18 protein-coding genes are annotated in these 23,401 nt (G+C 65.0%); 13 read left to right on the forward strand and 5 right to left on the reverse strand.

The window, feature by feature from the left end; genetic code table 11:
- Positions 1 to 66: 66 nt before the first annotated feature.
- The 3 genes from V6F88_RS10750 (at position 67) to ccsB (ending at position 4,342) form a co-directional block, all read left to right on the forward strand.
- A complete protein-coding gene (locus V6F88_RS10750) occupies positions 67 to 768 on the forward strand; it encodes a c-type cytochrome (protein WP_104142798.1) in 702 nt (233 codons plus the stop codon).
- A 119-nt stretch (positions 769 to 887) separates the two neighbouring features.
- The gene (locus V6F88_RS10755; RefSeq protein ID WP_332609424.1) at positions 888 to 2,966 is read left to right on the forward strand and encodes a cytochrome c biogenesis protein ResB; all 2,079 of its coding nucleotides are present in this window, start codon (positions 888 to 890) and stop codon (positions 2,964 to 2,966) included.
- Between the two features lie 8 nt (positions 2,967 to 2,974).
- On the forward strand, positions 2,975 to 4,342 hold the full coding sequence (ccsB, locus tag V6F88_RS10760) for a c-type cytochrome biogenesis protein CcsB (protein ID WP_332609425.1): 1,368 nt from the start codon (positions 2,975 to 2,977) through the stop codon (positions 4,340 to 4,342).
- 15 nt (positions 4,343 to 4,357) lie between these two features.
- Here ccsB and V6F88_RS10765 read toward each other — a convergent pair whose 3' ends face one another.
- From V6F88_RS10765 to V6F88_RS10785, 5 genes are read right to left on the reverse strand one after another with little or no spacing between them, the layout of a single operon-like run.
- Positions 4,358 to 4,741 (reverse strand): DUF4150 domain-containing protein, encoded by a 384-nt coding sequence (locus V6F88_RS10765; RefSeq protein WP_046807439.1) that lies wholly within the window; start codon positions 4,739 to 4,741, stop codon positions 4,358 to 4,360.
- A gap of 26 nt (positions 4,742 to 4,767) precedes the next feature.
- Positions 4,768 to 5,826, reverse strand: coding sequence for a pentapeptide repeat-containing protein (locus tag V6F88_RS10770; protein WP_332609426.1), 1,059 nt, complete (start codon positions 5,824 to 5,826; stop codon positions 4,768 to 4,770).
- Positions 5,823 to 8,450 (reverse strand): DUF2169 family type VI secretion system accessory protein, encoded by a 2,628-nt coding sequence (locus tag V6F88_RS10775; protein WP_332609428.1) that lies wholly within the window; start codon positions 8,448 to 8,450, stop codon positions 5,823 to 5,825. Before V6F88_RS10775 ends, V6F88_RS10770 begins: the two co-directional genes overlap by 4 nt.
- Positions 8,451 to 8,453: 3 nt before the next feature.
- Positions 8,454 to 8,882: a hypothetical protein gene (locus V6F88_RS10780; protein ID WP_332609430.1), complete on the reverse strand. Its 429-nt coding sequence runs from the start codon at positions 8,880 to 8,882 to the stop codon at positions 8,454 to 8,456.
- Positions 8,883 to 8,889: 7 nt separating this feature from the next.
- Complete coding sequence (locus V6F88_RS10785; RefSeq protein ID WP_332609432.1) at positions 8,890 to 11,277, reverse strand: type VI secretion system Vgr family protein; 2,388 nt, start codon at positions 11,275 to 11,277, stop codon at positions 8,890 to 8,892.
- 536 nt (positions 11,278 to 11,813) lie between these two features.
- On the opposite strand from V6F88_RS10785, the gene tssA reads away from it, so the two are divergent.
- From tssA to tssH, 10 genes are read left to right on the forward strand one after another with little or no spacing between them, the layout of a single operon-like run.
- Complete coding sequence (gene tssA, locus V6F88_RS10790; protein ID WP_332609434.1) at positions 11,814 to 12,923, forward strand: type VI secretion system protein TssA; 1,110 nt, start codon at positions 11,814 to 11,816, stop codon at positions 12,921 to 12,923.
- A 41-nt stretch (positions 12,924 to 12,964) separates the two neighbouring features.
- A complete protein-coding gene (tssB, locus tag V6F88_RS10795) occupies positions 12,965 to 13,513 on the forward strand; it encodes a type VI secretion system contractile sheath small subunit (protein ID WP_332609436.1) in 549 nt (182 codons plus the stop codon).
- Positions 13,514 to 13,544: 31 nt separating this feature from the next.
- Positions 13,545 to 15,047, forward strand: coding sequence for a type VI secretion system contractile sheath large subunit (tssC, locus tag V6F88_RS10800; protein ID WP_332609438.1), 1,503 nt, complete (start codon positions 13,545 to 13,547; stop codon positions 15,045 to 15,047).
- Between the two features lie 50 nt (positions 15,048 to 15,097).
- Positions 15,098 to 15,583, forward strand: a complete 486-nt coding sequence (locus tag V6F88_RS10805; protein WP_046807432.1) for an Hcp family type VI secretion system effector — start codon at positions 15,098 to 15,100, stop codon at positions 15,581 to 15,583.
- A 12-nt stretch (positions 15,584 to 15,595) separates the two neighbouring features.
- Positions 15,596 to 16,456, forward strand: a complete 861-nt coding sequence (locus tag V6F88_RS10810; protein WP_442880281.1) for a type VI secretion system accessory protein TagJ — start codon at positions 15,596 to 15,598, stop codon at positions 16,454 to 16,456.
- Positions 16,456 to 17,034, forward strand: a complete 579-nt coding sequence (gene tssE, locus V6F88_RS10815) for a type VI secretion system baseplate subunit TssE (protein WP_442880282.1) — start codon at positions 16,456 to 16,458, stop codon at positions 17,032 to 17,034. The genes V6F88_RS10810 and tssE overlap by 1 nt, the downstream gene beginning before the upstream one ends.
- The gene (gene tssF / locus V6F88_RS10820; RefSeq protein WP_332609443.1) at positions 17,034 to 18,962 is read left to right on the forward strand and encodes a type VI secretion system baseplate subunit TssF; all 1,929 of its coding nucleotides are present in this window, start codon (positions 17,034 to 17,036) and stop codon (positions 18,960 to 18,962) included. The genes tssE and tssF overlap by 1 nt, the downstream gene beginning before the upstream one ends.
- A gap of 29 nt (positions 18,963 to 18,991) precedes the next feature.
- On the forward strand, positions 18,992 to 19,648 hold the full coding sequence (locus V6F88_RS10825) for a DUF3540 domain-containing protein (protein ID WP_332609445.1): 657 nt from the start codon (positions 18,992 to 18,994) through the stop codon (positions 19,646 to 19,648).
- 4 nt (positions 19,649 to 19,652) lie between these two features.
- The gene (gene tssG / locus V6F88_RS10830; RefSeq protein WP_332609447.1) at positions 19,653 to 20,759 is read left to right on the forward strand and encodes a type VI secretion system baseplate subunit TssG; all 1,107 of its coding nucleotides are present in this window, start codon (positions 19,653 to 19,655) and stop codon (positions 20,757 to 20,759) included.
- 15 nt (positions 20,760 to 20,774) lie between these two features.
- The gene (gene tssH, locus V6F88_RS10835; protein WP_332609448.1) at positions 20,775 to 23,399 is read left to right on the forward strand and encodes a type VI secretion system ATPase TssH; all 2,625 of its coding nucleotides are present in this window, start codon (positions 20,775 to 20,777) and stop codon (positions 23,397 to 23,399) included.
- Positions 23,400 to 23,401 lie beyond the last annotated feature (2 nt).

Below are 23,401 nucleotides of genomic sequence, written 5' to 3' on the forward strand. Positions count from 1 at the left end.
CCAGGGTGTGCGGGGTAGGCGTGGGCGCCTTTTTGCGCCTTGATCGATGTGATCGTCGAGGTCTTCATGAAGCGTGTGCTGTCCCGGATGTTGGTTGCGAGCGGGCTGTTGCTCGGCGCCTCCGCCTTCTCTACACCCAGTTTCGCCGCCGACGGCGCAGCGGGCCCGGCCAAGCCAGATGCCGCCAAGGGCGGTCAGCTGTTTGACCAGGGCGACGCCTCGCGGGGCATCATTGCCTGTGCGTCCTGTCATGGCGCGGCAGGCAATAGCACCATCCCGGTGAACCCCAACCTGGCCGCGCAACCCCACGAATACCTGGCCAAGCAACTGGCCGACTTCCAGATCAAGCAGGGCGCCAAGCTGCCCGTGCGCAATGGCGCGGGGGGCAATCCGACCCCGATGACGGCCATGGCGCAGAACCTGACGCCGGCCGACATGCAGAACATTGCGCTGTACCTGGCGCAACAACCCCTGAAAGAACCCGCCACGGCGGGCCAGGAAAAGTTGGTGGACCTGGGCCAGAAGATCTGGCGCGGCGGCTTGCCGGAACGCAATGTGCCGGCGTGCGCGGCGTGCCACTCTGCAAACGGCGCGGGCATGCCCAGCCAGTACCCCCGCTTGTCGGGGCAGTTCCCCATGTACATCGAAGAGCAGCTCAAGCTGTTCCGCAGCGGCGACCGCAAGAATGAAATCATGTTCGCGATCGCAGACCGCATGTCGGACGCCGATATCAAGGCCGTGTCCGACTACGCAGCGGGCTTGCGGTAGGCCAACGCCGGCAACACGCGCGGCTGGTCCGCGTTCATGCAACCTGAGCGTGACGGAACCTGATTCCGTTGCGCGCTGTCTATGAGGGGGGTAGCCGATCGCGCGGCCCCCCTTTTTTCATGAATTCAACACGAACCCACACCCGCCCCTCTTTGCGCAGCCTGCCTGGCGACTTCTTCGAACTGCTTGGTTCGATGCGTTTCGCCGTCAGCCTGCTGATGTTCATCTGCGTGGCGAGCCTGGTGGGCACGGTGTTGCAGCAGAACCGCTCGTCCAGCAACTACATCGACCAGTTCGGCCCATTCTGGTACGAGGTGTTCGACAAGTTCTCCATCTGGCACGTCTACAACAGCTGGTGGTTCCTGCTGATCATGGGCTTTTTGGTCGTGTCGACCTCGGTGTGCCTGATCCGCAACGCGCCCAAGATGCTGCGCGACGCGCGGTCCTTCCGCGAGCACGTGCGCGCCAGCAGCCTGCGCGCCTTCCCGCATCGTGTGGAAACCGACGAACCCACCGACGTGGCACAGACATCGGCCGGCCTGAAAGCGTTGCTTGAGCGTCTGGGCTATGCCGTACGGCAGCGGCAGGACGCCGACGGCGTGCTGCTGGCCGCCAAGAAGGGCAGCGCCAACCGGCTGGGCTATGTGTTCGCCCACGCGGCCATGGTCATCATCTGCATCGGCGGGCTGCTCGATAGCGAATTGCCGGTACGGCTTCAGGTCATGTTCGGCGGCAAGCAGCCCATTGTGGACAACATGCTGATTTCGGAAGTGCCCGAAAGCGGCCGTTTGTCGGTCAACAACCCCAGTTTCCGCGCCAGCGTGCTGGTGCCCGAAGGCGGGCAGGCCAGCACGGCCGTGGTCATGGTGGGCGACGGCGCCCTGGTGCAGCCGATGCCTTTCACGTTGAAGCTGAAGAAATTCGTGGTCGATTACTACTCGACCGGCATGCCCAGCCGCTTTGCCAGCGAAGTTGAAGTCACCGACCCGGATACGGGCAAGACTTTCGATTCCACCATCGAGGTCAACGAGCCGCTGCGCTTCAAGGGCATGACCGTGTACCAGTCCAGTTTTGACGATGGCGGCAGCACGGTGGTCTTGAAGGGCTACCCGCTGGTCGGCGCCAATGCCGCGACCTTCTCGGTGAACGGCACGGTCGGCAAGACCAGCGAAGTGACGGCGCAAACGTCGGGTGGTCCGCGCGGCATGGGCGTGGAAATCACGGCCATGCGCCCGATCAACGTCGAGGACCTGACGCGCGGCGACCCCAAGGGCGCCAACCAGAGCTTTGCCGAGCACGTGGCCTCGGTGTCCGGCAGCGCCGCGGGCAAGAAAAACGAAAACCTGCGCAACGTGGGGCCCAGCGTCGAATACAAGTTGATCGACGATGCCGGGCAGGCGCATGAATTCCAGAACTACATGCTGCCCATGGAACTGGACGGCGCCACCGTCTTCCTGGCCGGGGTACGCAACAATGCATCCGAGCCCTTCCGTTACCTGCGCATTCCTGCCGACGACGACAGTTCCATCGGTGAATTCATGCGCTTGCGCGCCACCTTGGCCGACCCGGCCGCGCGCCGCGAAGCGGCTCGTCGTTTCGCGGAACGCAACAGTCCGTCCGGCGCCGACCGCCAGCCCTTGCAAACCGCCGCGGAGCGCGCGCTGGAAACCTTTGCCTCGGGCGGCCTGCAAGCCGTGGCGGCGTTTTTGCAAGCCAACACGCCCGCCGCCGACCTGGAACGCGCCGCGGATGTGGTGATCCGGCTGATCGGGGCCAGCATGAACGAATTGCGCGCCATCGAGCGCGAGCGCGCCGGCTTGCCGGCCGTGGCCGTGGAAGGCCCGGATGGCGAACGCGCGGCCGTCTGGTCGCGCCTGGCCGTGGCCGCGCTGTCCGACCTGACGGTCTATCCCGCGCCGGTGTTCCTGTCGCTGGCGGACTTCAACCATGTGCAGGCAAGCGTGTTCCAGGTCAGTCGCACGCCGGGCAAGAACACGGTTTACCTGGGCAGCCTGTTGCTGGTCCTGGGCGTGTTTTCGATGTTCTACATCCGCGACCGCCGCGTCTGGATCTGGGTCAAGCCGCAAGGCAGCGGCAGCAGCGTTCTGGCGGCCATGACGTCCCAGAAGCGTACACTCGACTTCAATCAGGAGTTTGAACGCTTCAAGCAGGCGCTGCTGCGCCAGAAGAGGCCTTAAGGTTATTTATGTCGACTACGACCACCCCGCACCCCTCCTCGCCGGACACGTTGAACGCGTCGCCCGATACCCTGTGGCAAGACAGCCTGTCTGAAACGGGCGATAACCGCGCCCGTCGCGGCAAGCCGGACTGGACCGACGTTGTTTTCTTCCTGCTGTTGGCAGTGGGCGCCGGCTTCGCGCTGACCCGCCACGGCAACGCGATGGACTACTACGAGAAGATCATCCTGTGCGGCACCGTGCCCGCGCTGGCCTGGATGGGCTGGCTGTGGCGTCCGCTGCGCCGCCTGATGGTCGCCTGTGCCATCGCGGCGGGGCTGGCCCTGATGCTGTACGGCAACGACCTGGCCCGCGCCGAGCAGGTGTTCTTCCTGAAATACCTGTTTTCCTCGCAGTCGGCCATCTTGTGGATGTGCGCGCTGTTTGCGCTGGCCATGGTCTGCTACTGGATCGGCGTATTCAGCCCCACCGCCGCGTGGCTGGGCACGGCGCTGACGTGGGGCGCGGTATTCGCCGGGGTCACCGGCCTGCTGGTGCGCTGGCGCGAAGGCCATCTGATGGGCCCCGACCTGGGCCATATTCCCGTCAGCAACCTGTACGAAGTCTTCGTGCTGTTCTCGCTGATCACCGCGCTGTTCTATCTGTATTACGAACGCAAGTACGCCACGCGCGCGCTAGGCGGATTCGTGCTGCTGGTGGTGACTTCGGCCGTCGTGTTCCTGCTGTGGTATTCCTTCACGCGCGATGCCGGCCAGATCCAACCGTTGGTGCCGGCGCTGAAAAGCTGGTGGATGAAGCTGCATGTGCCGGCCAACTTCATCGGCTATGGCACGTTTTCGCTGGCCGCGATGGTGGGCTTTGCCTACCTGATCAAGCAGCATGGCCAGACCACGTCGTGGGCCAAGCTGGCGCCGCTGTTCATCCTGGGTGTGTTGCTGTGCGCCGAGCCGATGGTGTTCCGCACCGACGGCTTGTCGGCCACGTGGATGCTGTACTTCGGCGTGGGCGCGGTGATCGTGGGCGCCATCCTGCTGGGCCGCCGCCGTATTGCCGCCGCGCTGCCCTCGCTGGAGGTGCTGGACGACATCATGTACCGCGCCATCGCCATCGGCTTCGCCTTCTTCACCGTGGCGACGATTCTTGGCGCGCTGTGGGCGGCGGACGCCTGGGGCGCCTACTGGCAGTGGGACCCCAAGGAAACCTGGGCGCTCATCGTCTGGCTGAACTACGCAGCCTGGTTGCACATGCGCCTGATCAAGGGCTTGCGCGGCACCATGGCGGCCTACTGGTCGCTGATGGGCCTGCTCATCACCGGTTTCGCGTTCCTGGGCGTGAACATGTTCCTGTCCGGCCTGCATTCCTACGGCCAGCTGTAATTCGCCCCAAGCGCGTCACGCCGCCAACGCAAACATCGATTTTTGCGGCGTGGCCGCCTTGAAGCCCGGCGTGTTGATCGTGTTCTGCAACGTCAGGCTGGTCACCCGCACCAGCGGCGCGGCGCGCACCAGCACGGTGAACGCCCCGGTGATGTAGCGCGCCTGCCCCATGAATGTCTGGGATATCACGCCACCGCCCACGCCGGCGGTGTCGCCCAGCGTTACGGGTATTGTCGTGACCATGTTGTGCATCGGCATGCAGCTCAACCACACGTTCCACACCACCGGAATTCCCATGGATGACGTCGACACGTCAATGTGCGGCACCGGCGGCACGGGCGTCTTGCAGACGTCGGGAAATCCCAAGCCGACGCTGGGTAGCTGACAGAGCACTTGCATGGTTTGCACTCCTGTTGCGATAGGGATCAAAGGTTTGCGCGTGCCGCCGACCACAGTTCGGCTTCAAGCAGGGGCGCGTCGTTTTCGATGATGCCGTGGCGCTGCGACCAGCGCACACCGCGCGTCAGCGCACGATGCATCCGCGTGCGCAGGAAAGTGGCGTCGCGCAGATCGGCGCTTTCCAGGTCAGCCAGCGAAAAATCCGCGTCCGTCAGTTGGGCGCCGTGAAAGTCCGTACCGGCGCAGCGCGCGCGCTGAAATATGCACAGGCAAAGGCTGGCGTCGCGAAAGTTCGCGCCGTCCAGCGTGGCCTCGGCCCAGATGGCGCCGTCAAAGCGACCGCCTTGCAAGTCGGCCCCGGCCAGATCGGCCTGGGGGAACAGGGCCTGCGGTGCGCATGCGCCGGTAAAGCGCGCGCCGCGCAACGATGAACCCTTGAAGCCCGACTGGCGCAAATCGCACTGACGAAAGTCCGCGGCGTCCAGCTGGCAATCGGTGAAATGGCACAACGCAAACGACTGCCCGGCAAAGCGCTGCTCCGTCAGATTGCATTCCGTGAACATCGTGCTGGCGGCATTGGTGCCCGTCAGCGTGGCGCTGCGCAGGTCCAGCTGATGGAACAGGGTGTAGCCAAGCTGCGCTTGCGTCAGATCGGCGTTGGCGAAGGTGCCGCGTGAAAACACCGAGCGTTCCACGCAAGCGGCCTGCAACGATGCGCGCTCCAGCGACGTGGCGGTGAAAGACGATTCGTACAGGGCGGCCTGGTCTAGCCGGGCGCCCGTCAGATCGCATTCCGTGAAGCTCGCGCCATGAAAGCGGCCGCCGCTGAACTTTGCATCCCGTGCGTGGCAGCGTAGCAAGCGCGCGGTGTCCAGGTTGGCGCCGACGGCATCCACGTGGCCCATGTCGCAGCTGATGAACTGGCTGTCCTGCAACTGGCTGCCCGCCATCCGCGCACCCGTGAAATCAACGTGATCGAAAAAACCCCCCGCCAGATCCAGCTCGGCCAGATCGGCGCCTGCCAGGCTGATGTGTTGTATCGGCTCGCCATGGCGCACGCTGTCCAGCAACTTGTCGATGTTCATGCGGGCTGCTCCGGTTGCCGGGCGGGCCAGCGCTTGGCACCTTGCGTGTAGGTGTGGTCCAGCCCGGTGCTGTCGTCCATTTGCGTTTGCGCGACATCGGCGCGGAAAAAGTTCGCGCCCGTCAGGTCGGCACGCAAGAAGATGGCCTTGCCCAGCAAGCTGTTGATCAGGTTGGCATTGCGTAGCCGGGCGCCGGTGAAATCCGCGCGCACGAAGTGTGTGTCGGGGGCGGTCAAGCCGCTCAGGTCGGCGTCTTGCAGCTGGCACTCGGAAAAGTCACAGGCGTTCAGGGTGACGCCGCAAAGATCGGCGCCCGTCAGCGTCGCGCCGCGCGCGCTGCCGTGCTTGAACTGCATGCCGCGCAGCCGGGCGCCCGCCAGCTCGACACGGCCCGCGAAGGCGCAGCCGTCCAGCGTGGCGTTTTCCATGCTGAAACAGCCTGAAAACGCCACGTCCATGAAGCTCAGCCGCACCAACGACGCCCCGGAAAAGTCCGCATTGGCAAGCGCGCCCTGCATGAACACGCACTGCTCAAGCCGCGTGTCGCGAAAGCCGCAGTCTTCGAACGTGCCGCTCATCGCCGCCCACTGGCTGAAGCTGGCGCGGCTGAAGTCGCAACGTATCAAACGCGCCTGATGCAAGCGCCCCAGCTGCCATGCGCTGTCGGCAAAATTGCAGTCTTCGCATTGCGCGTGGTCCCACGTGCATTCCTTGAACTGGCTTTGGGCGAAGCGGGTGCCCACGCATTGCGTGCGGCCCAGGTTGGCGCGCGTCAGGTTCGCACCGGACAGGTTTGTGCGGCTCAAGTCCGCGCCGGTCAGCACGGCATCAGTCAGGTCGCAGCCGTCCAGCCGCGTATCCGCGAGCTTTGCGCCGGCGAAAATCGCGCGCTGAAAATTGACGCCCGACAGGTCCATACCCGATAGATCCGCACCGGTCAGATTCATGTCGCGACAGTCGCGGTTGTTTTTCAGTTGCGCGTCCAGCTTGCGGCGCGTGCGCTGCGCGCGCAACGGCGGCATGGGGGGGGGCGGAGCGAAATGGTGAGCCGACTGTTGATACGCCTGATGCACCTGCGGCCCCAGCGTGTCGGCCAGCGGTGGCAGGGATGCCGGGCTGTCCGCCGATGCGCGTTTGGCCTGCGCATGCGGGCTGGCATCGAACTCGGCGATGTGTCGTCTTATCCTGCGCGGATCGAAGCCCGACGGCAGCGTGCCGTCTGCCTCTTGCCGGCGCAGCGCGTCCATGTCCACGCCGGCCACCTCGGCCATCCGCGGCAGGTTGGGATCGGCCAGCGCTCGCGCGCCCGGCCCCCCGGACAGGCGCTTGGCCTCTTCAAGCTCTTGCTGCATGCGCAATATCGTTTGTGGCAAATCGGCAAGTCTGGGCGCTGTAGGCGGGGGCTCCAACGGCGCCATGTACAGATCAGGGTCCAGGCCCTGCGCCAATAGCGACTCGCGTTCGCGCGCGTGGCGGCGCGCCAGGCCGGCGTGGACATTCCTGTTGGTGGCACGCAGGGTCAAGGCTTGCGCATCGCCTTCCAACCCGCCGCCACAAAGCTCTTCAGGGACAAGCTGCGTGTCCAGCAAGGCATACACCGGGCCCAGCTCCGGGCTCAGGCGTTGCCGCACGACGTCCTGGTAATGGCTGACGTCGCGCGGCTGATCAGCGTGTTCCAGCGCGGGCATGATGTGGCGAATATCCGCCGCGTCATCCTCGCGCACGTGCACCGCGCCGTGCCAGATCAGCACCATCTTCGTGTGATCGGGAAAAAACCACGCGGTGGTCAGGCGCAGCGAAACCTCTTCAAGCGCGCTGCCATCCGCTTGGCGGCTGACAAAGCAGCGCGCGCGCCAGCGCGGCAGTTGGCCGCGCAACACTGCTTGTTCCGGATGCAGGTTCCACAGCGCGTAGTCTGTGCCCCCGGCAAGCTCGGCGTTGGCCGGCCCCCATTGGTCGGGCGGCGCCGCGTTGAAGAAGCGCCAGTCCATGTCGCGTGCGAAGCCCGGATAGTCGTGCTCCAGCCATTCCTGGCCGTAGTCACGGCCCATGTGGGAGGCGCGCTGCGGCCATTCCACGGGCAGTGCGCCAAAGCCCGCGGGCGCCACGCGTTGCCCGGGGACGCTGATGCGCTGCAAAGGATGTTCAATGTTTGGCAGGCGGCGGGTGCGCACGCCGTTGATGACTTCGTCCTGCGCGCCGATACCCACGGGGTTCTCGGCGACGTCCGGGCCGCCATAGGCGCGGCTCCAGTCCAGGCGCATGCGCGCGAACGGTTGCGGCGCGGTCGCCTTGCCGTCGATCCAGTAGCGGTCGCCGAAGACCAGCAATGACTTGTCGATGGCGCCCACCTGCACGCGCACACCGCATGCGCCGGGCTGCCTGGCATCATGCGGGTAGGCATGGCCCGAGACCAGCACTTCCGGGTACTGCTTGGGCGTGGCCAGGTCCAGCGCGCCGATGCCTTCTTCGGCGGCCAGCTTCCAAAGGTCCTGGTCGGTCAACAACGTGGGGGACTGCGCGATATCGACCAGCGCAAAGACCGACACGCCCAACAGATCGCGGCGCTGCCATCGGTAGGGCCGCGTCAGGACGCCCAGGCGGAAAGGCTTGATGGTCTTCATGGGCTACCCGGTGGGCTGATCAATGGCGACGTCATAGGCGGCGGCATGGTCCTGCGACCCTTCCCGTGCCTGCACGCGCACCTGCACGGTCTTGCCCGCGCCGAACTCGGCCAGATGCAGCGGCGACAGCGGCACGCGTACCGTGCGCGTAAATGCCGGCGTGGCGTCGGTGGCGGCAACCTCCAGCTCCAGCTCGATGACGAAATACAGCGTCTCGCCAATGCGGGTGCGCGTGTCGCGCGCTGCAATCACGCGCGCGGTGCTGGCCACGCCCGTGGCGCGCACGGCGTCCAGGCGTTGGGTTTCCGCGCGCCCGGCCGCCCGGCGCCGGCGTTCGCGATGAAGCATGTAGGCCGCCTGCGCGCCCGACAACAGCAAGCCCAGCACCACCCATTTCCCCCAGTCCGGCCAAGCCGTCACGAAGTCCGACATGGGCGTCTCAAATGATCGACCACAGGCCGACCATGGACGCGCCCAGCCCGACCTGTTCGGCCTTCTGAAGGTCGAACGCGTAGCTGGACCCGGTCGTGCGGTACGACACCAGCTGGCCAATGCTGCTGACCGCCGCGTAGTTCGTGAACGACAGGTTCAGCATGACCGTGGTGCGAAACAACGCCAGTCGATGCAACCCGAATTCCGCCTTGGCCACCGCCAGCCCGATCGAGAACGGCGTGGCCTGCAACCAGCTTTCCTTGGACAGGTCCTTCACGTTGGCGGCGTCCATCACGACGTCGGCCGGCGTTTGCAGCGTGATGTTGCCCTGCGCCTTGACCAGCACCGTGGAACCTTCCGATTCGATGTGCGCCTTGCCCTTGGACTTGATGTCCATCGTGGCGGTTTCCGATTGCACCAGCATCGCGGTCTTGGCTTTCACGTCCATGTTCGCATCGGTGGACAGCACTTCGACCTTGCCCTTGGCCTTTTCGGTCAGCGTGCCGTCCTTGACGTGATGCAGCGAATTGCCGCTGGTGACGTTGACCTCCTGGCCCGTCTTCAACGTTTCCTTGAACAGCCCCGTGATCTCGCGTTCTTCACCCTTGGCGGCCACGGTGGTCTTTAAGCCGTTGTCGAACTTCTCGTCCATCAGGCCGTCTTTCACATTGACGGTGCGCGAGGCCTTGACGGTGTATTCCTCGTGCCCCGTGACGTACACGTCTCGGCGCTTGCCCACCTTCAAGTTGTCGGTGCCGGTGATGTTGATGTCGCGAAAACCGCCTATCTTGGTGGTGTCGTTCTGGCCGATGGTAGTGTTGCGGTTCAGGTCGGTCGAGTGCGTCTCGTTGGCTTCGACCTCGGTGCACAGCTCGCGTTCGGCATGCAGCCAGATGCGCTCGCAGCCGCTTTTGTCTTCAAACATCAGCGCGTTCGCGGTGGCGGGTGTGCCGCTTTTCGAACGGCTGAGAAAGCCGCTTTGCGTGGCGTTGTCGGGCAGGTCCCACGGCGGCAGGTTGTTCGCGTTGAACACGCGTCCGATCACGATGGGGCGGTCGGGCTGGCCGCCAATAAAATCCACGATCACCTCGTCGCGCACGCGCGGCAGCTGGATACCGCCAAAGCCGCCGCCCGCCCAGGGGCTGGAAACTCGCACCCAGCACGAGCTGTTCTCGTCCTTCTTGCCGTAGCGGTCCCAGTGAAACTGCACTTTGACGCGGCCCATCTTGTCGGTCCAGATTTCCTCGCCCTGCTTGCCCACCACCGTTGCCGTCTGCGGGCCGTGGGTGCGCGGGATCGGCGTGACGCGCGGCGCGCGAAACTGTGTGCTGGAAGGCAGCACCACGAATTCCAGGTCAAAATCACCAGGGTCGCTCTGACCGCTGGCGTAGCCTGTTTCGCGAATGCGGTAGCAGGTGCTAACGACCAGATATTCGCGGTTTTCCGCTTGCCGTGGATGGTTGCGCAGCGTGAACAGATGCCCGGTTGCCAGCCCGCGCGCATTGGACGCGCCGGTGCTTTGCTCCTGTCTGCATTGCAGGTCTTGCAGCCGCACGCGCGTGTAGTGTTCGGCGTCGTCCGGGTTGGTGTAGCCGCCTTGCCATTCGTACATTTCCAGGTCGCCGTGGTCATAGGCGCCGGGGTTGTTGCGCCGCGCTTCCAGGCTGGCGGCGGGCGTCAGTGGGTGATAGTCGGTGGTGGCGAACGCACCCGGCGTGATCTGCTCGGCCACTTCCCATTTGTGGATGTAGTCTTCGCGCGGAACCGTGATGCGGTCGGGTCCGTAATACGGAATCTGCTCGTAGTCCGGAACCGGCTCGTGCTGCGTGATGTCGTCGCTCAGCACCAGCGTGTGCTTGCCGTTGTCGTGCTGGAACCAGAAATAGATGCCCTCGTGTTCCATCAGCCGGCAGATGAAGGCGTAATCGGTTTCCTGGTACTGCACGCAGTATTCCCAGTTGCGATATGTCTCCGTCAGCTTGAACTCAACGGGGTAGCTGTAATCCTTAAGCACTTCGCGGATCACGTCGGGCACGTTCTTGTTCTGGAAAATCTTGTTGTCCGACGTTTGGGTCAGGTACCAGAGCCACGGCCGTACCGTGGCGCGGTAGATGGTGTAGCGCGACGTGTTGTTCTCGCGGCCCACCAGCACGCAACGCGTGATGTGTCCGCTGAGATAACGCGGCGCGCCCGGCGTGGTTTCGATTTCAAGCGTCAGCGGTTTTCCAAGCAGCGACTTCATGTCCAGCGAATACGACTCCGAGACCAGCTCAACCTCGAACTCGAATAGCTGTGACAGGCTTTCGGCGCCGTGCATGCCGCGAAATTTCAATTGCCCGGGCGGCAGGGGCGTATGCGCCTTGACGACGCGTTCGCTTGGCACGTTGCGGTCCATCTCATCGTCTCCTTATGAGAATTCAACTGCTGCTGCGCTTGCTAGGTGGGGTTGCCGCTGACGCGCAAACGACGCGCATCGTAATGACTGCTATGGGATGGCCGGCCACACACCGTGGCCGCATGCAAAGGGCGGGCGCTGCCGCGCGAAAAGTGAAAAGCAAAAAGCGCCGATGCCGGGGACGTCTGTCTCGTGAATCTGTTTACGCGCCGGTCTGCTGCCAGCGTGAGCGCCGATTGTAGGCATCACGCAAAGCGGCTGCGAAGGCCAATCACATGCTTTTGTGTTTTTTACGCTTCCGTAACAACGCTTGCAGGCAGAGCGGTATCACGTAAGGAATATGTCAAAACATCAACGTAGCAGGGCGGGAAGTGTGCATTTGTTTAGTGGCTTGTTAGCTTTCTGTAAGAAAAATCTGAAGTTGTGAGTTGTCGGTTGCATACGGAAAGACCTGCCTAGAATTCTCCCTTCCGTGAAGCAGCGCGGAGCGTAGTGGTTGGTTCCAGGCAGCATCCCCGGGCATTTAAGCAATGACTATGGACTTCGCCGATATCCTCAATACACTCGATTCACGTCTGCCCTGCGGGGAAGACCTCGAATACGACGCTGACTTTCTGCAGTTGCAGCAAGCCGCGGCGGGCCGGGACGAACAGCAGTTCGGCTCGACCATCATCGCTGCGCAGCCGCCCGACTGGCGCGAGGTCGAACGCCTGGCCCGTGCCTTGCTTGAGCGCACGCGAGACCTGCGCGTGATCAGCCTGTTGACCTGTGCCTGGACCGAGATCCGCGGGATACCCGGCTACGCGGACGGCCTGGCGCTGGCCGTCGACACCCTTGAGCGTTATTGGGAACCCGTGCATCCGCGCCTGGACAGCGTGGGTGAGGACGACCCCATGCCGCGCATGAATGCGCTGGCGGCGTTCGGCGATATGCAGGGCTGCGCGCGCAGCGTGCGCTCGGCCAGCCTGGTCAACGGTGTGCACGGGCAGCTGTCTTTGCGCGATACCGAAGCGCTGCTGGATGGCAGCCGCCAGGACGCCGACTGTTATCCGGGCGGCCGTCCCCGGGTTGTGGCGCGCTTGCGCGAAGCCTGGGCGCAACGCGACGCCGATGTGTTGGCGCTGGCCGCCGCGGGCGATGCGTTGCGCCGGATCCAGAAATTGGTGACGGACAAATTGGGCGCCACGTGGACGCCGGATTACAGCGCGGTCCTGCGCACGTTGAACGTTGTGCTGGACGCCGCGCGCGAGGGGCAGCAGACCTCTTCGGACGGGCCTGGAATGGCCGCCGCCGCGCAGACGGCCAGCGCGGGCATCGGCAATGAGCCAGGCGCCCAGCACAGCAATCACCAAGACGAAGCCGTGCGGTCGGCGGACCCGGCGCCGAGCACTTCCGCTGCGCAGGCCGGCATGCGCTGGCAAGACGCTCGCATCCAGTCGCGCGAAGACGCCATGGCCATGTTGAGCAAGGTGTGCGCGTACTTCGAAGCCAACGAGCCGGGGCATCCGGCGCCGTACCTCATTCGTCGCACCCAGCAACTTATCCCGATGAGCTTTCACGACATCATCAAAAACCTGGCGCCCCAGGGCCTTGAGCAATTCGAGGCCTGGCTGCCGCGTGACACCGACAGCCGGCCGGAATCGTAGCGCGGGCCAGCCCCCAGAGACCAACAAGAGGAGACAACACCATGGCGACCAGCCTGAAAGGAAGCGGCCAGAAGTTCATCGCCAGAAACCGCGCGCCGCGTGTTCAGATCGAGTACGACGTGGAAATCTACGGCGCCGAGCGCAAGATCCAGCTGCCCTTCGTGATGGGCGTGCTGGCCGACCTGGCGGGCAAGTCGGAAACGCCCCAGCCCGACGTGGGCGAGCGCAAGTTCCTGGACATTGATATCGACAACTTCGATGAACGCATGCGCTCGATCCAGCCGCGCGCGGCATTCCAGGTCGAGAACACGCTGACCGGCGAAGGCAACCTGAACGTGGACATCACGTTCGAGAGCATCGATGACTTCTCGCCGGCCACCGTCGCCAGGAAGGTCGGCGCGTTGAACGAGCTGTTAAGCGCGCGGACCCAGCTGGCCAACCTGCTGACCTACATGGACGGCAAGACAGGCGCCGAGGAACTGATCGGCAACGTACTCAAGAACCCCGCGCTGATGAACGCGCTGGCGGCGGCGCCCAAGCCTGACACGCCGCCCGCATCCGACCCCGCCGGCACGGACCCGGCCGCCTAGTTTCCGCTGGAATCGCTATTCGGAGAATGCCATGACCGCAGTGGCCAAACGCGCCGACGCGCGCGCTGTCGATACCCTGGAAGCCGACGACCTGTCCGCGCTCCTGAAGAAAGAATTCAAACCCAAGACCGAGCAGGCGCGCGAGGCGGTGGAACACGCCGTGCGCACCCTGGCGCATCAGGCGCTTGAGAACAGCGGCGTCGGCCTGTCGTCGGACGCCTACCGCACCATCCAGGCGATCATCGCCGAGATCGACCGCAAGCTGTCCGAGCAGATAAACCGCGTCATGCACCATCCCGAATTCCAACAGCTGGAAGGCGCGTGGCGGGGCCTGCATTACCTGGTCACCAACACCGAAACCGACGAGCTGTTGAAGATCCGCGTGATGAGCATTTCCAAGGCGGAGCTGGGGCGCACGCTGAAGCGCCACAAGGGCGTGGGCTGGGACCAAAGCCCCATCTTCAAACGCGTGTACGAAGAAGAGTATGGCCAGTTTGGCGGCGAGCCGATCGGCTGCCTGGTGGGCGATTATCACTTCGACCATAGCCCGCCGGATGTGGAGCTGCTGGGCGAGATCGCCAAGATTTCTTCCGCCGCGCACTGCCCGTTCATAGCGGGTGCATCGCCCAATGTGATGCAGATGGATTCGTGGCAGGAATTGGCAAACCCGCGCGACCTGACCAAGATCTTCACCAACACCGAATACGCCGCGTGGCGCAGTCTGCGCGAGTCCGAGGATTCGCGCTATATCGGGCTGGCGATGCCGCGCTTTCTGGCACGCCTGCCTTACGGCGCGCGCACGAATCCGGTGGACGAATTCGACTTTGAAGAAGACACCGACGGCGCCAACCACGACCGCTACACCTGGGCCAACTCGGCCTATGCGATGGCGGCGAACGTGAATCGCTCGTTCAAGTTGTACGGCTGGTGCACGTCGATCCGGGGCGTGGAGTCTGGCGGCGCGGTGGAAAACCTGCCGTGCCACAGCTTTCCCAGCGATGACGGTGGCGTGGACATGAAGTGCCCGACCGAAATCGCAATCAGCGATCGGCGCGAAGCCGAGCTGGCCAAGAACGGCTTCATGCCGCTGGTGCATCGCAAGAATTCCGACTTCGCTGCCTTTATCGGCGCGCAGTCGCTGCAAAAGCCACACGAGTACTACGAGGCCGACGCATCGGCCAATGCCAAGCTGGCCGCGCGCCTGCCGTACCTGTTTGCGTGCTGCCGCTTTGCGCATTACCTGAAGTGCATCGTGCGCGACAAGATCGGCTCGTTCCGCGAACGCGACGACATGGAGCGTTGGCTGAACGACTGGATCATGAATTACGTGGATGGCGACCCGGTGAACTCGTCGCAGGAAACCAAGGCGCGCAAGCCCTTGGCGGCGGCCGAGGTGCAGGTGCAGGAAATCGAAGACATCCCGGGCTATTACTCCGCCAAGTTTTTCCTGCGGCCGCACTATCAGCTTGAAGGGCTGACGGTGTCGCTGCGGTTGGTGTCCAAGCTGCCTTCGCTCAAGCAGAACGAAGGCTGAGCGTCAGACAGGATGGGCGCAGCCGCGCCCGATAACTTCAGGAGACAGATGTGGCTGTGGATATGTTCATGAAAATCGATGGCGCCAACGGTGAATCCAAAGATGCCAACCATAAGGACTGGACGGATATCGTGTCCTTCTCGTGGGGCGCGACGCAGCCGGGCAACCTGGCCAGCGGCGGCGGACTGGGCGCCGGCAAGGCAAGCTTCAACGACCTGCACGTGGTGGCGCGCATCGACAAGGCGTCGCCTGCCGTGATGAAGCACTGCGCCAGCGGCAAGCACCTGGGCAAGATCGAGCTGTCGCTTTGCAAGGCGGGCGGCGAGCAGATCGAATATTCCAAGATCACGCTGGAAGACGTGCTTGTGTCCTCGGTGCAGATTTCCGGCGACCGTAGCGCCGAGGGCGTGGTGGTGAACTATGCGTTCCAGGCCGCCAAGGTCAAGCAGCAGTATTGGGAGCAGACGGAAAAGGGCGGCAAGGGGGCCGAAAGCCTGGTGGCTTGGGACATCAAGCAGAACAAGGAAGTCGGCTAGGGCGGGGCCACGATGTCTATGGTTGCCGTTCCATTCGGCGCGATCAGCCTGTCTGGCCAGCTGGACGAAGTGCAGGCGCAGATTCGCCGCCGACCGGCCGACGCGGACCTGCGCGCGCAACTGTTCCAATTGTTGGCGGTGCAGGGCGACTGGGCGCGCGCCGCTGAACAACTGAGCGTGTGCGGCGCGCTGAGTGCGCAGGCGCGGCCCATGGTTGCGCTGTACGCCAGCGCCATCGCGGCAGAGCGTGAGCGCGAAGCCGTGCTGGCGGGCGACGGCGAGCCCGTCATGTTGGCCGAGCCTGATGCGTGGATGCAGGCCCTGCTGTCGGCGCTGCATCGGGACGGGCCGGGTCCGAAGGACGAGGTCGCCGAGCAGCGTTCCCGCGCCTTGCAGGACGCTGATGCGCGCGGGGGCACCGTGCAAGGCGTTATGCAGGGGGTTGGGCAAGGGGTGGTGCAGGGGGCGCGCGGTGTCCCGGATACGCTGCTGCCGTTTCAGTGGATTTGCGACGGCGACAGCCGCCTGGGACCCGTCTTCGAATTCCTGGGCGCTGGGCGCTACGTGTGGCTGCCCTTCACCGCGCTTAAACGCCTGCGCCTGCTGGCGCCCGAAGGTCTGTGCGATCTGGTGTGGTCACGCGCCGAGATCGAACTGGTGGGCGGCCGTACGCTGCAAGGCCTGGTGCCGGCTCGCTACCCGCCGGCGCCGGGCGCTCGCATGATCGATCAGCCCGATCCCGTCAAGCTGGGGCGGGTGACGGAGTGGCGGCCGCTGTATGCCGACACCTACGCGGGCGTGGGCCAGAAGATGTGGCTGACCGACGCGGGCGAGTTCGCGCTGCTTGATCTGCGCAGCCTGGAGTTCGCGTGATGGGCCACGCCGACGACACCGCCCGCTGGAGGCCCGCCGTGCAAAGTGCGCAACGCGCGTCTGCCGAGCGTACGCGGCGCGCCATGCGGGACCGCCTGCAACCGTCGTTGCTGGACCGGCTGATGGACAACGAGCCGACGCGTCGTGAAGAGCCTCGCGACAGCGCCATGCTCACGCACGAGCAGCTGCGCGCGGCGGTGTTGCGTGATCTGCGCTGGTTGCTCAATACCGTCAACTTGCAGACCTCGCAGGACTTGTCGGCGCATCATCAGGTTGCCACATCGACCGTGAATTTCGGTGTGCGCGCGATGGCCGGCAAGCGTATGTCGGAGATTGACTGGATCGACGTCGAAGAATCCATTCGCCACGCGATATCCGCGTTTGAACCGCGCATCCTGGATTCCTCGGTCGAGGTGCGTTGCGTAACGGACACGGGCACGCTCGAACATCACAATGTCCTCAGCCTGGAGATACGAGGCATGTTGTGGTGCGTGCCGCACCCGCTTGAATTCTTGTTCCGCACCGACATCGATCTGGAAAGCGGCCACATGGACCTGCGCGATCTGGGCGGGCTCTGATGGACGCCCGCCTGCTGGACTACTACAACCGCGAGCTCGTGTATCTGCGCGAGCTGGGGGCGGAATTCGCGCAGGCGCATCCCAAGGTAGCGGGGCGGCTGGGCATGAACGCGACGGAAGTCGCGGACCCTTACGTCGAGCGCCTGCTGGAAGGCTTCAGCTTTCTGACCGCGCGCATCCAGATGAAGATGGATGCGGAGTTTCCGCGCTTCTCGCAGCGCTTGCTTGAAGTGGTGTACCCGAACTATCTGGCGCCCACGCCATCGATGGCGATCGTGCAATTTGCACCCAGCATGAACGAGGGCACCTTGGCGGGCGGCTTCGAATTGCCGCGTGGCACGCTGCTGCGCGGCCGCGTGCCACGCGGCGAGCAGACGCCTTGCGAATTCACGACCGGACACGCCGTGCGCCTGTGGCCGCTGCAAGTCACCCACGCCGACTTCACCGCGGCCCCCCAGGACTTGCCGCTGGCGCGCCTGGGCCTTGCCGGCCGTGCCGCACGCGTGTTGAGCGCGCTGCGTATCCGCATCGAAATCGGCGGTGGGCAGCGGCTGGAAGACCTGGATCTTGATCAACTGGTGTTCCATCTGCACGGGCAGGATTTGCAGATGCAGCGCCTGCTGGAAGTGTTGATGGGGCACACGGTCGCGGTGCTGGGTCACGACACGGCGCGGCCGGTGGCGTGGATCAACAAGCTGCCGGCCAGCGCCTTGCGTCACGAAGGGTTTGCCGACGACCAGGCGCTGTTGCCGGGCGACGCGCGGGTGTTCCACGGCTATCGCTTGCTACAGGAGTACTTTGCCTTTGCGCAGCGCTACCTGTTCTTCAGCGTGAATGGCTTGAAGGCGGGATTGAAGACGGGGTCGGGTGCGGACGCAGGCGGCGCGGCGCTGGCGTCATCCACCCCACGCGAAACCCGCGCATTCGATCTGACCTTCTTGTTTTCGGTGGCCGCGCCAGAACTGGAAGGCGCGATCTCCGCCGCCAATCTTGCGCTGCATTGCGCGCCCGTCATCAATCTTTTTCCGAAGCGCGCGGACCGGGTCGCGATCACGCCGCGCACGTCGGAATATCACGTGGTGGTCGATCGCAGTCGCCCGCTGGACTATGAAGTGTTCGGCGTGACGCGGGTCACCGGGCATGCGTCGGCGCAGCAACAAGAGCAGGAGTTCCGTCCGTTCTACGGGTCCTTGGGCAGCGATCCGGATGACTACGGCGCGTACTACTCCGTGCGCCGCGAGCCCCGGCTGATCTCGGACACCGCCCAGCGCAACGGCACGCGCACCGGCTACACAGGCAGCGAGGTGTTCCTGTCGCTGGTGGACCGCCACGAAGCGCCGTTCTCCGGCCAGTTGCGCCACGTGTCGCTGGAAACGCTATGCACTAATCGGGACCTGGCCATGCTGTTGCCCCTGGGCACCGACACGGACATGACGCTGCGCGTGTCGGCGCCCGTGCGCGCGGTGAAGGTGCTGCACGGCCCCACGCGCCCCTGCGCGGCGCTGGCCGAGAACGCCGCCACCTGGCACCTGATCAGCCACCTGGGGCTGAACTACCTGAGCCTGACGGACCTGGACACGGAGCAAGGGGCGCAAACGCTGCGCGAGATGCTGCACGTGTACGGCAATCTGGCCGACCCGGTGGTGCGCAAGCACATCTCCGGGCTGCGGCACGTCAGCGCCAAGCCCGTGTATCACCGCCTGCCGGTGCCGGGTCCCATCGTTCATGGGCGTGGCGTGCGCATCGCGCTGCAAGTGGACGAGGCGGCCTTTTCCGGTATCAGCCCGTATTTGTTTGGCGCCGTGCTTGAACAGTTTTTCGCGCGCCATGTGTCGATCAACATGATGTCGGAGCTGGTCCTGTCGACCCTGCAGCGAGGCGAAGTCGCCCGCTTCAAGCCCCGCATGGGGCGCCGGCCCGCAGTCTAGGCAGGCACCCCCACGAACCGGAGCGCATGATGAAATCCGCCGCAAGCTTGAACCGAATTGCCTATGACCCGGTGCATCTGCTGGGCGAGGTGCTGCATGTTGAGCCCGATGGCCGCTACGCCGTCGCGTGTGATGGCCGCACCTGGCTGGCGCGTCGCGCCGCCAGCTGCCTGTTGGCGCCCCAGCCGGGTGACGAGGTGCTGCTCAGCGGCCCCGATCCCTCGCGCGTGTATCTCATCGCGGTCACCGTGCAAGCGGTATCCGTCAGCACGGTGCTGGAGACCCAGGGTGACCTGGTGCTGCGGTCGCGGGGCGGCAACGTGCGCGTGCAAAGCGCGGGCGACGTGACATTGCAGGGGCGGGACGCCGTGCGCATCCGCACGCCCGAGTATTCCGTGGACGCCGACGAAGAACGTCATGCCGCCAAGCGCATCCGCATGGTGGCCGAACACCTGCACGCCACCATCGGCGAGACGCGGCTGGTGGGCCGCAACTACGAAGCGGTGCTGGACCGCATGACGCTCATGGCTCGCGTGTCCCTGCGCAGCGTCAGCGACGTGGACCAGGTGCGTGCGGGCTCCATCGATTACCAGGCCGAGCAAAGCGCCCGACTACATGCGTCATACACGCTGGTGACGGGCGCCGACCTGGTCAAGGTGGACGCCAAGCAGATTCACATGGGGTGACGCGATGGACGTCACGCATCCCGTTGCCGATCCGGCTTTTGCTGGCGCCGCTGCCTCGGGCGACGCCGACGCGCAGTGGTGGCGTGCCCTGGAGCGCGAGCCCTACGCGCATGATCTATTCCATGCCCTGCGCTGGATCGACGCGCATTGCGGCGCGCGCAAGCCGCTGGGGCGCGATACCGTGGCGCGCTACGAGCCTGTGCGCTTGCGGCAAGAGCCGTCGATGGCGTTCGCGCCGTCAACGGTGGCGCGCGTGCAGCCGGCGCGGAAAGGCCGGCCGGCAGAGGTTTCCATCTATGGCTTCGGCCTGTTCGGCCCCAATGGCCCCTTGCCACTGCACCTGACCGAACATGCACACGAACGCATGGCGCACTACGGCGACCGCACGCTGGCCGCCTTTGCCGATGTGTTCCATCACCGCTTGATCCTGTTGTTCTATCGAGCCTGGGCCGACGCGCAAAGCACCGTCAGCCTGGACCGCAAGGACGCGCGCTTTACGCGCTATGTGGCCAGCCTGCTGCATATGGGCGAGCCGTCGATGCAGCGGCGCGATGCCGTGCTGGACCATGCCAAGTACTTCATGGCGGGGCATCTGGTGCGCCAGACGCGCAACCCCGAAGGGCTCAAGCACATCCTGCAAGCGTTCTTCGGCCTGCCGGTGCGCATCCGCGAATTCGTGCCGCAATGGATACGCCTGGAGCCCGAGCAGCGGCTTGGGCTGGGCAGCGCGATGGGTCTGGGACATGACTCGGTGCTTGGTGTGGCGGTGCGCGATGCCCAGCACAAATTCCGCGTCGAGATCGGTCCGCTGGCGTTGGACGATTACAAGAGCTTCCTGCCGGGCGGCTTGCGCGCAAGGCAGCTGACGCATTGGGTCAGGCATTACATCGGCGTGGAACTGGCGTGGGACGTGCGCCCGGTGCTGCGCGCCGATGAGGCCGGCGGCGTGCGGTTAGGTGCGCAACGGCCGCTGGGCTTGTCCGCGTGGCTGGGAAGGCGCCGGCCCGCGCAGGGCGATGCCGACGATTTGCTGCTGGACTATGAACGCCGCGAACAGACGCCGGCACGTGGCCGCTTGCAGGCCCAACCTCCCAGGACACCGCGCGCTTGACCGCGCCATCACGCCATGTCGGATATCGGTCGCATCGAACTGTTTGGAAAGCTCAATCCGCTGCTCTACCAGGCGCTGGAAGGCGCAACGGCGTTCTGCAAGCTGCGCGGCAATCCCTACGTGGAACTGGTGCATTGGGTGCATCAGATTCTGCACGCGCAGGAGAGCGATGTGCATCGCATTGCGCGCGCTTTCGAACTGGACCTGGGGCAGTTGCAGGCCGATCTGACGGCAGAGCTGGATCGGCTGCCGGCCGGCGCCGGATCGGTATCCGATCTGTCCGAACACATTGATCACGCCGTGGAACGCGCGTGGGTGCTCGGTTCGCTGCGTTATGGCGCCGCGCGCATTCGCAGCGGCCATCTATTGGCGGGCCTGGTCCGGACGTACGCGCTGCGTCATGTGCTGCTGGGCATGTCGCCGCAGTTTTCGCGCATCGTGCCCGACAAGCTGCTTGAGCAGATGGACGAGATGGTGCTGGGGTCGCCGGAAGCCACCGTCACCACGGCAGCTGTCAGCGACGACGCGCAGGCCCGGGGCAAGGACCTGGCCGCATTGGAGCGGTTTGCCGTTGACCTGACCGCCAAGGCGCGCGCCGGCGAGATCGACCCGGTGTCGGGACGCGATGAAGAGATCCGCCAGATCGTCGATGTGCTGATGCGTCGTCGCCAGAACAATCCCTTGCTGACGGGCGAGGCCGGCGTGGGCAAGACCGCCGTCGTGGAAGGCTTGGCATTACGACTGGCCACGGGCGATGTGCCCCCGCCTTTGCGAGACGTGTCGCTGTATCTGCTGGACATCGGGCTGTTGCAAGCCGGAGCGGGCGTGAAGGGCGAATTTGAACAACGCTTGCGCAGTGTGATCGATGAAGTCCAGGCAAGCGCCCGGCCGATCGTGCTGTTTGTCGATGAGATCCACACGCTGGTGGGCGCGGGCGGCGCGGCGGGCACGGGGGACGCGGCCAACCTGCTCAAGCCCGCGTTGGCGCGCGGCCAGCTGCGCACCATCGGTGCCACCACCTGGTCGGAATACAAAAAGCACATCGAAAAAGACCCCGCGCTGAGCCGCCGCTTTCAGGTAGTGCAAGTGCACGAGCCGGACGAGGCGCGCGCGTTCAACATGTTGCGCGGGCTGGCCGAAACCTTGCAGGCGCATCATGGCGTACTGCTGCTGGACGAAGCGATTACGGCGGCGGTCAGTTTGTCGCATCGCTACATTCCCGCGCGCCAGTTGCCCGACAAGGCGGTGGCGTTGCTGGACACCGCGTGTGCGCGCGTGGCGATCAGCCAGCACGCGGTGCCGCCCGCGCTGGAGGATGCACGCCGACGCATCCAGGCGCTGGAAACCGCGCTGCGCATCGCCCGGCATGAAGCCCATCTTGGGGCGGGCGACGCGCAGCGCGTGGAACGCCTGGAGGCAGAACGGCTGCAAGCCGCGCAGGCCGAAGCGAAGCTGGCGTCCAGCTGGGAGACTGAACGCGAGCTGGCCGCAAAAGTGTTCTCGCTGCGCGAGACGTTGAACGCGCCGACGACGGCGGGCTTTGACCACGCATCGACGCGGCTGGCTTTGGCGGGCGCCGCAGAGGCACTGGCCGGCGGCCAGGGCGACGCGCCGATGATTCACACCGCCGTAGACGCCACGGCGGTGGCGGCCGTGGTGGCCGACTGGACCGGCATCCCCGTGGGCCGCATGGTGCGCGACGAAGCGCACGCCGTATTGGCGCTGGCGGACACGCTGGAAAAGCGCGTGATCGGCCAGCGTGAAGCCCTGGACGCCGTGGCGCGCCGCATCCAGACCTCACGCGCCGGCCTGACCGACCCGGCCAAGCCGGTGGGCGTGTTCCTGCTTTGCGGGCCCAGCGGCGTCGGCAAGACCGAAACCGCGCTGGCCCTGGCTGAAGCGCTGTATGGCGGCGAACAGAACCTGATCACCATCAACATGAGCGAATTCCAGGAGTCGCACACCGTCTCCACGCTCAAGGGCGCGCCGCCGGGTTACGTGGGCTATGGCGAAGGCGGCGTGTTGACCGAAGCCGTGCGCAGGCGGCCGTATTGCGTGGTGCTGCTGGACGAAGTCGAGAAGGCGCACCCCGACGTGCACGAGATTTTCTTCCAGGTCTTTGACAAGGGCTGGATGGAGGATGGCGAAGGCCGCTACATCGACTTCCGCAATGCGGTCATCATCCTGACGTCTAACGTCGGCACCGAGCGCATCGCCACGCTATGCCGCGATCCCGCGTTGATGCCGGATGCCGAAGGGCTGGCTGCCGCGCTGCGCGAACCCTTGTTGCAGGCGTTTCCGGCGGCGTTGCTGGGGCGGCTGGTGGCGGTGCCTTACCTGCCGCTGTCGGACGATATGTTGGCGCGCATCGTGGCGTTGCAATTCGACCGGGTACGCCGCCGTTTGCACGAACACCACGACGTTGCGCTGGACGTCGCGCAAGAGGCGACGGCGCTGGCCGTGGCGCGCTGCACGGAAGTCGAGTCGGGCGCGCGCATGGTGGACGCCATTCTTACCAACACGGTCCTGCCGCAGATCAGCCGCGAACTGCTGGGCGCGTCCATGCTGGGCCGCAAGCTTCAAGGCGTACGCCTATCGGCCAATGGCGGGGAATTTCACTATGACTATGACTACGCGTGAGG

The sequence above is a fragment of the Achromobacter sp. ESBL13 genome (assembly GCF_036668755.1).
In the GTDB taxonomy this organism is placed as follows: Bacteria; Pseudomonadota; Gammaproteobacteria; order Burkholderiales; family Burkholderiaceae_B; genus Achromobacter.

Bases quoted from the DNA above. Each gene is read 5' to 3' on its own strand.
- V6F88_RS10750 (WP_104142798.1), top strand. From the start codon at position 67: ATGAAGCGTGTGCTGTCCCGGATGTTGGTTGCGAGCGGGCTGTTGCTC.
- tssC (WP_332609438.1), top strand. From the start codon at position 13,545: ATGACCGCAGTGGCCAAACGCGCCGACGCGCGCGCTGTCGATACCCTG.
- V6F88_RS10785 (WP_332609432.1), bottom strand. From the start codon at position 11,277: ATGGACCGCAACGTGCCAAGCGAACGCGTCGTCAAGGCGCATACGCCC.
- V6F88_RS10825 (WP_332609445.1), top strand. From the start codon at position 18,992: ATGAAATCCGCCGCAAGCTTGAACCGAATTGCCTATGACCCGGTGCAT.
- V6F88_RS10755 (WP_332609424.1), top strand. From the start codon at position 888: ATGAATTCAACACGAACCCACACCCGCCCCTCTTTGCGCAGCCTGCCT.
- tssF (WP_332609443.1), top strand. From the start codon at position 17,034: ATGGACGCCCGCCTGCTGGACTACTACAACCGCGAGCTCGTGTATCTG.
- V6F88_RS10780 (WP_332609430.1), bottom strand. From the start codon at position 8,882: ATGTCGGACTTCGTGACGGCTTGGCCGGACTGGGGGAAATGGGTGGTG.
- tssG (WP_332609447.1), top strand. From the start codon at position 19,653: ATGGACGTCACGCATCCCGTTGCCGATCCGGCTTTTGCTGGCGCCGCT.
- tssB (WP_332609436.1), top strand. From the start codon at position 12,965: ATGGCGACCAGCCTGAAAGGAAGCGGCCAGAAGTTCATCGCCAGAAAC.
- V6F88_RS10770 (WP_332609426.1), bottom strand. From the start codon at position 5,826: ATGAACATCGACAAGTTGCTGGACAGCGTGCGCCATGGCGAGCCGATA.
- tssE (WP_442880282.1), top strand. From the start codon at position 16,456: ATGGGCCACGCCGACGACACCGCCCGCTGGAGGCCCGCCGTGCAAAGT.
- tssA (WP_332609434.1), top strand. From the start codon at position 11,814: ATGGACTTCGCCGATATCCTCAATACACTCGATTCACGTCTGCCCTGC.
- V6F88_RS10775 (WP_332609428.1), bottom strand. From the start codon at position 8,450: ATGAAGACCATCAAGCCTTTCCGCCTGGGCGTCCTGACGCGGCCCTAC.
- tssH (WP_332609448.1), top strand. From the start codon at position 20,775: ATGTCGGATATCGGTCGCATCGAACTGTTTGGAAAGCTCAATCCGCTG.
- ccsB (WP_332609425.1), top strand. From the start codon at position 2,975: ATGTCGACTACGACCACCCCGCACCCCTCCTCGCCGGACACGTTGAAC.
- V6F88_RS10765 (WP_046807439.1), bottom strand. From the start codon at position 4,741: ATGCAAGTGCTCTGTCAGCTACCCAGCGTCGGCTTGGGATTTCCCGAC.
- V6F88_RS10810 (WP_442880281.1), top strand. From the start codon at position 15,596: ATGTCTATGGTTGCCGTTCCATTCGGCGCGATCAGCCTGTCTGGCCAG.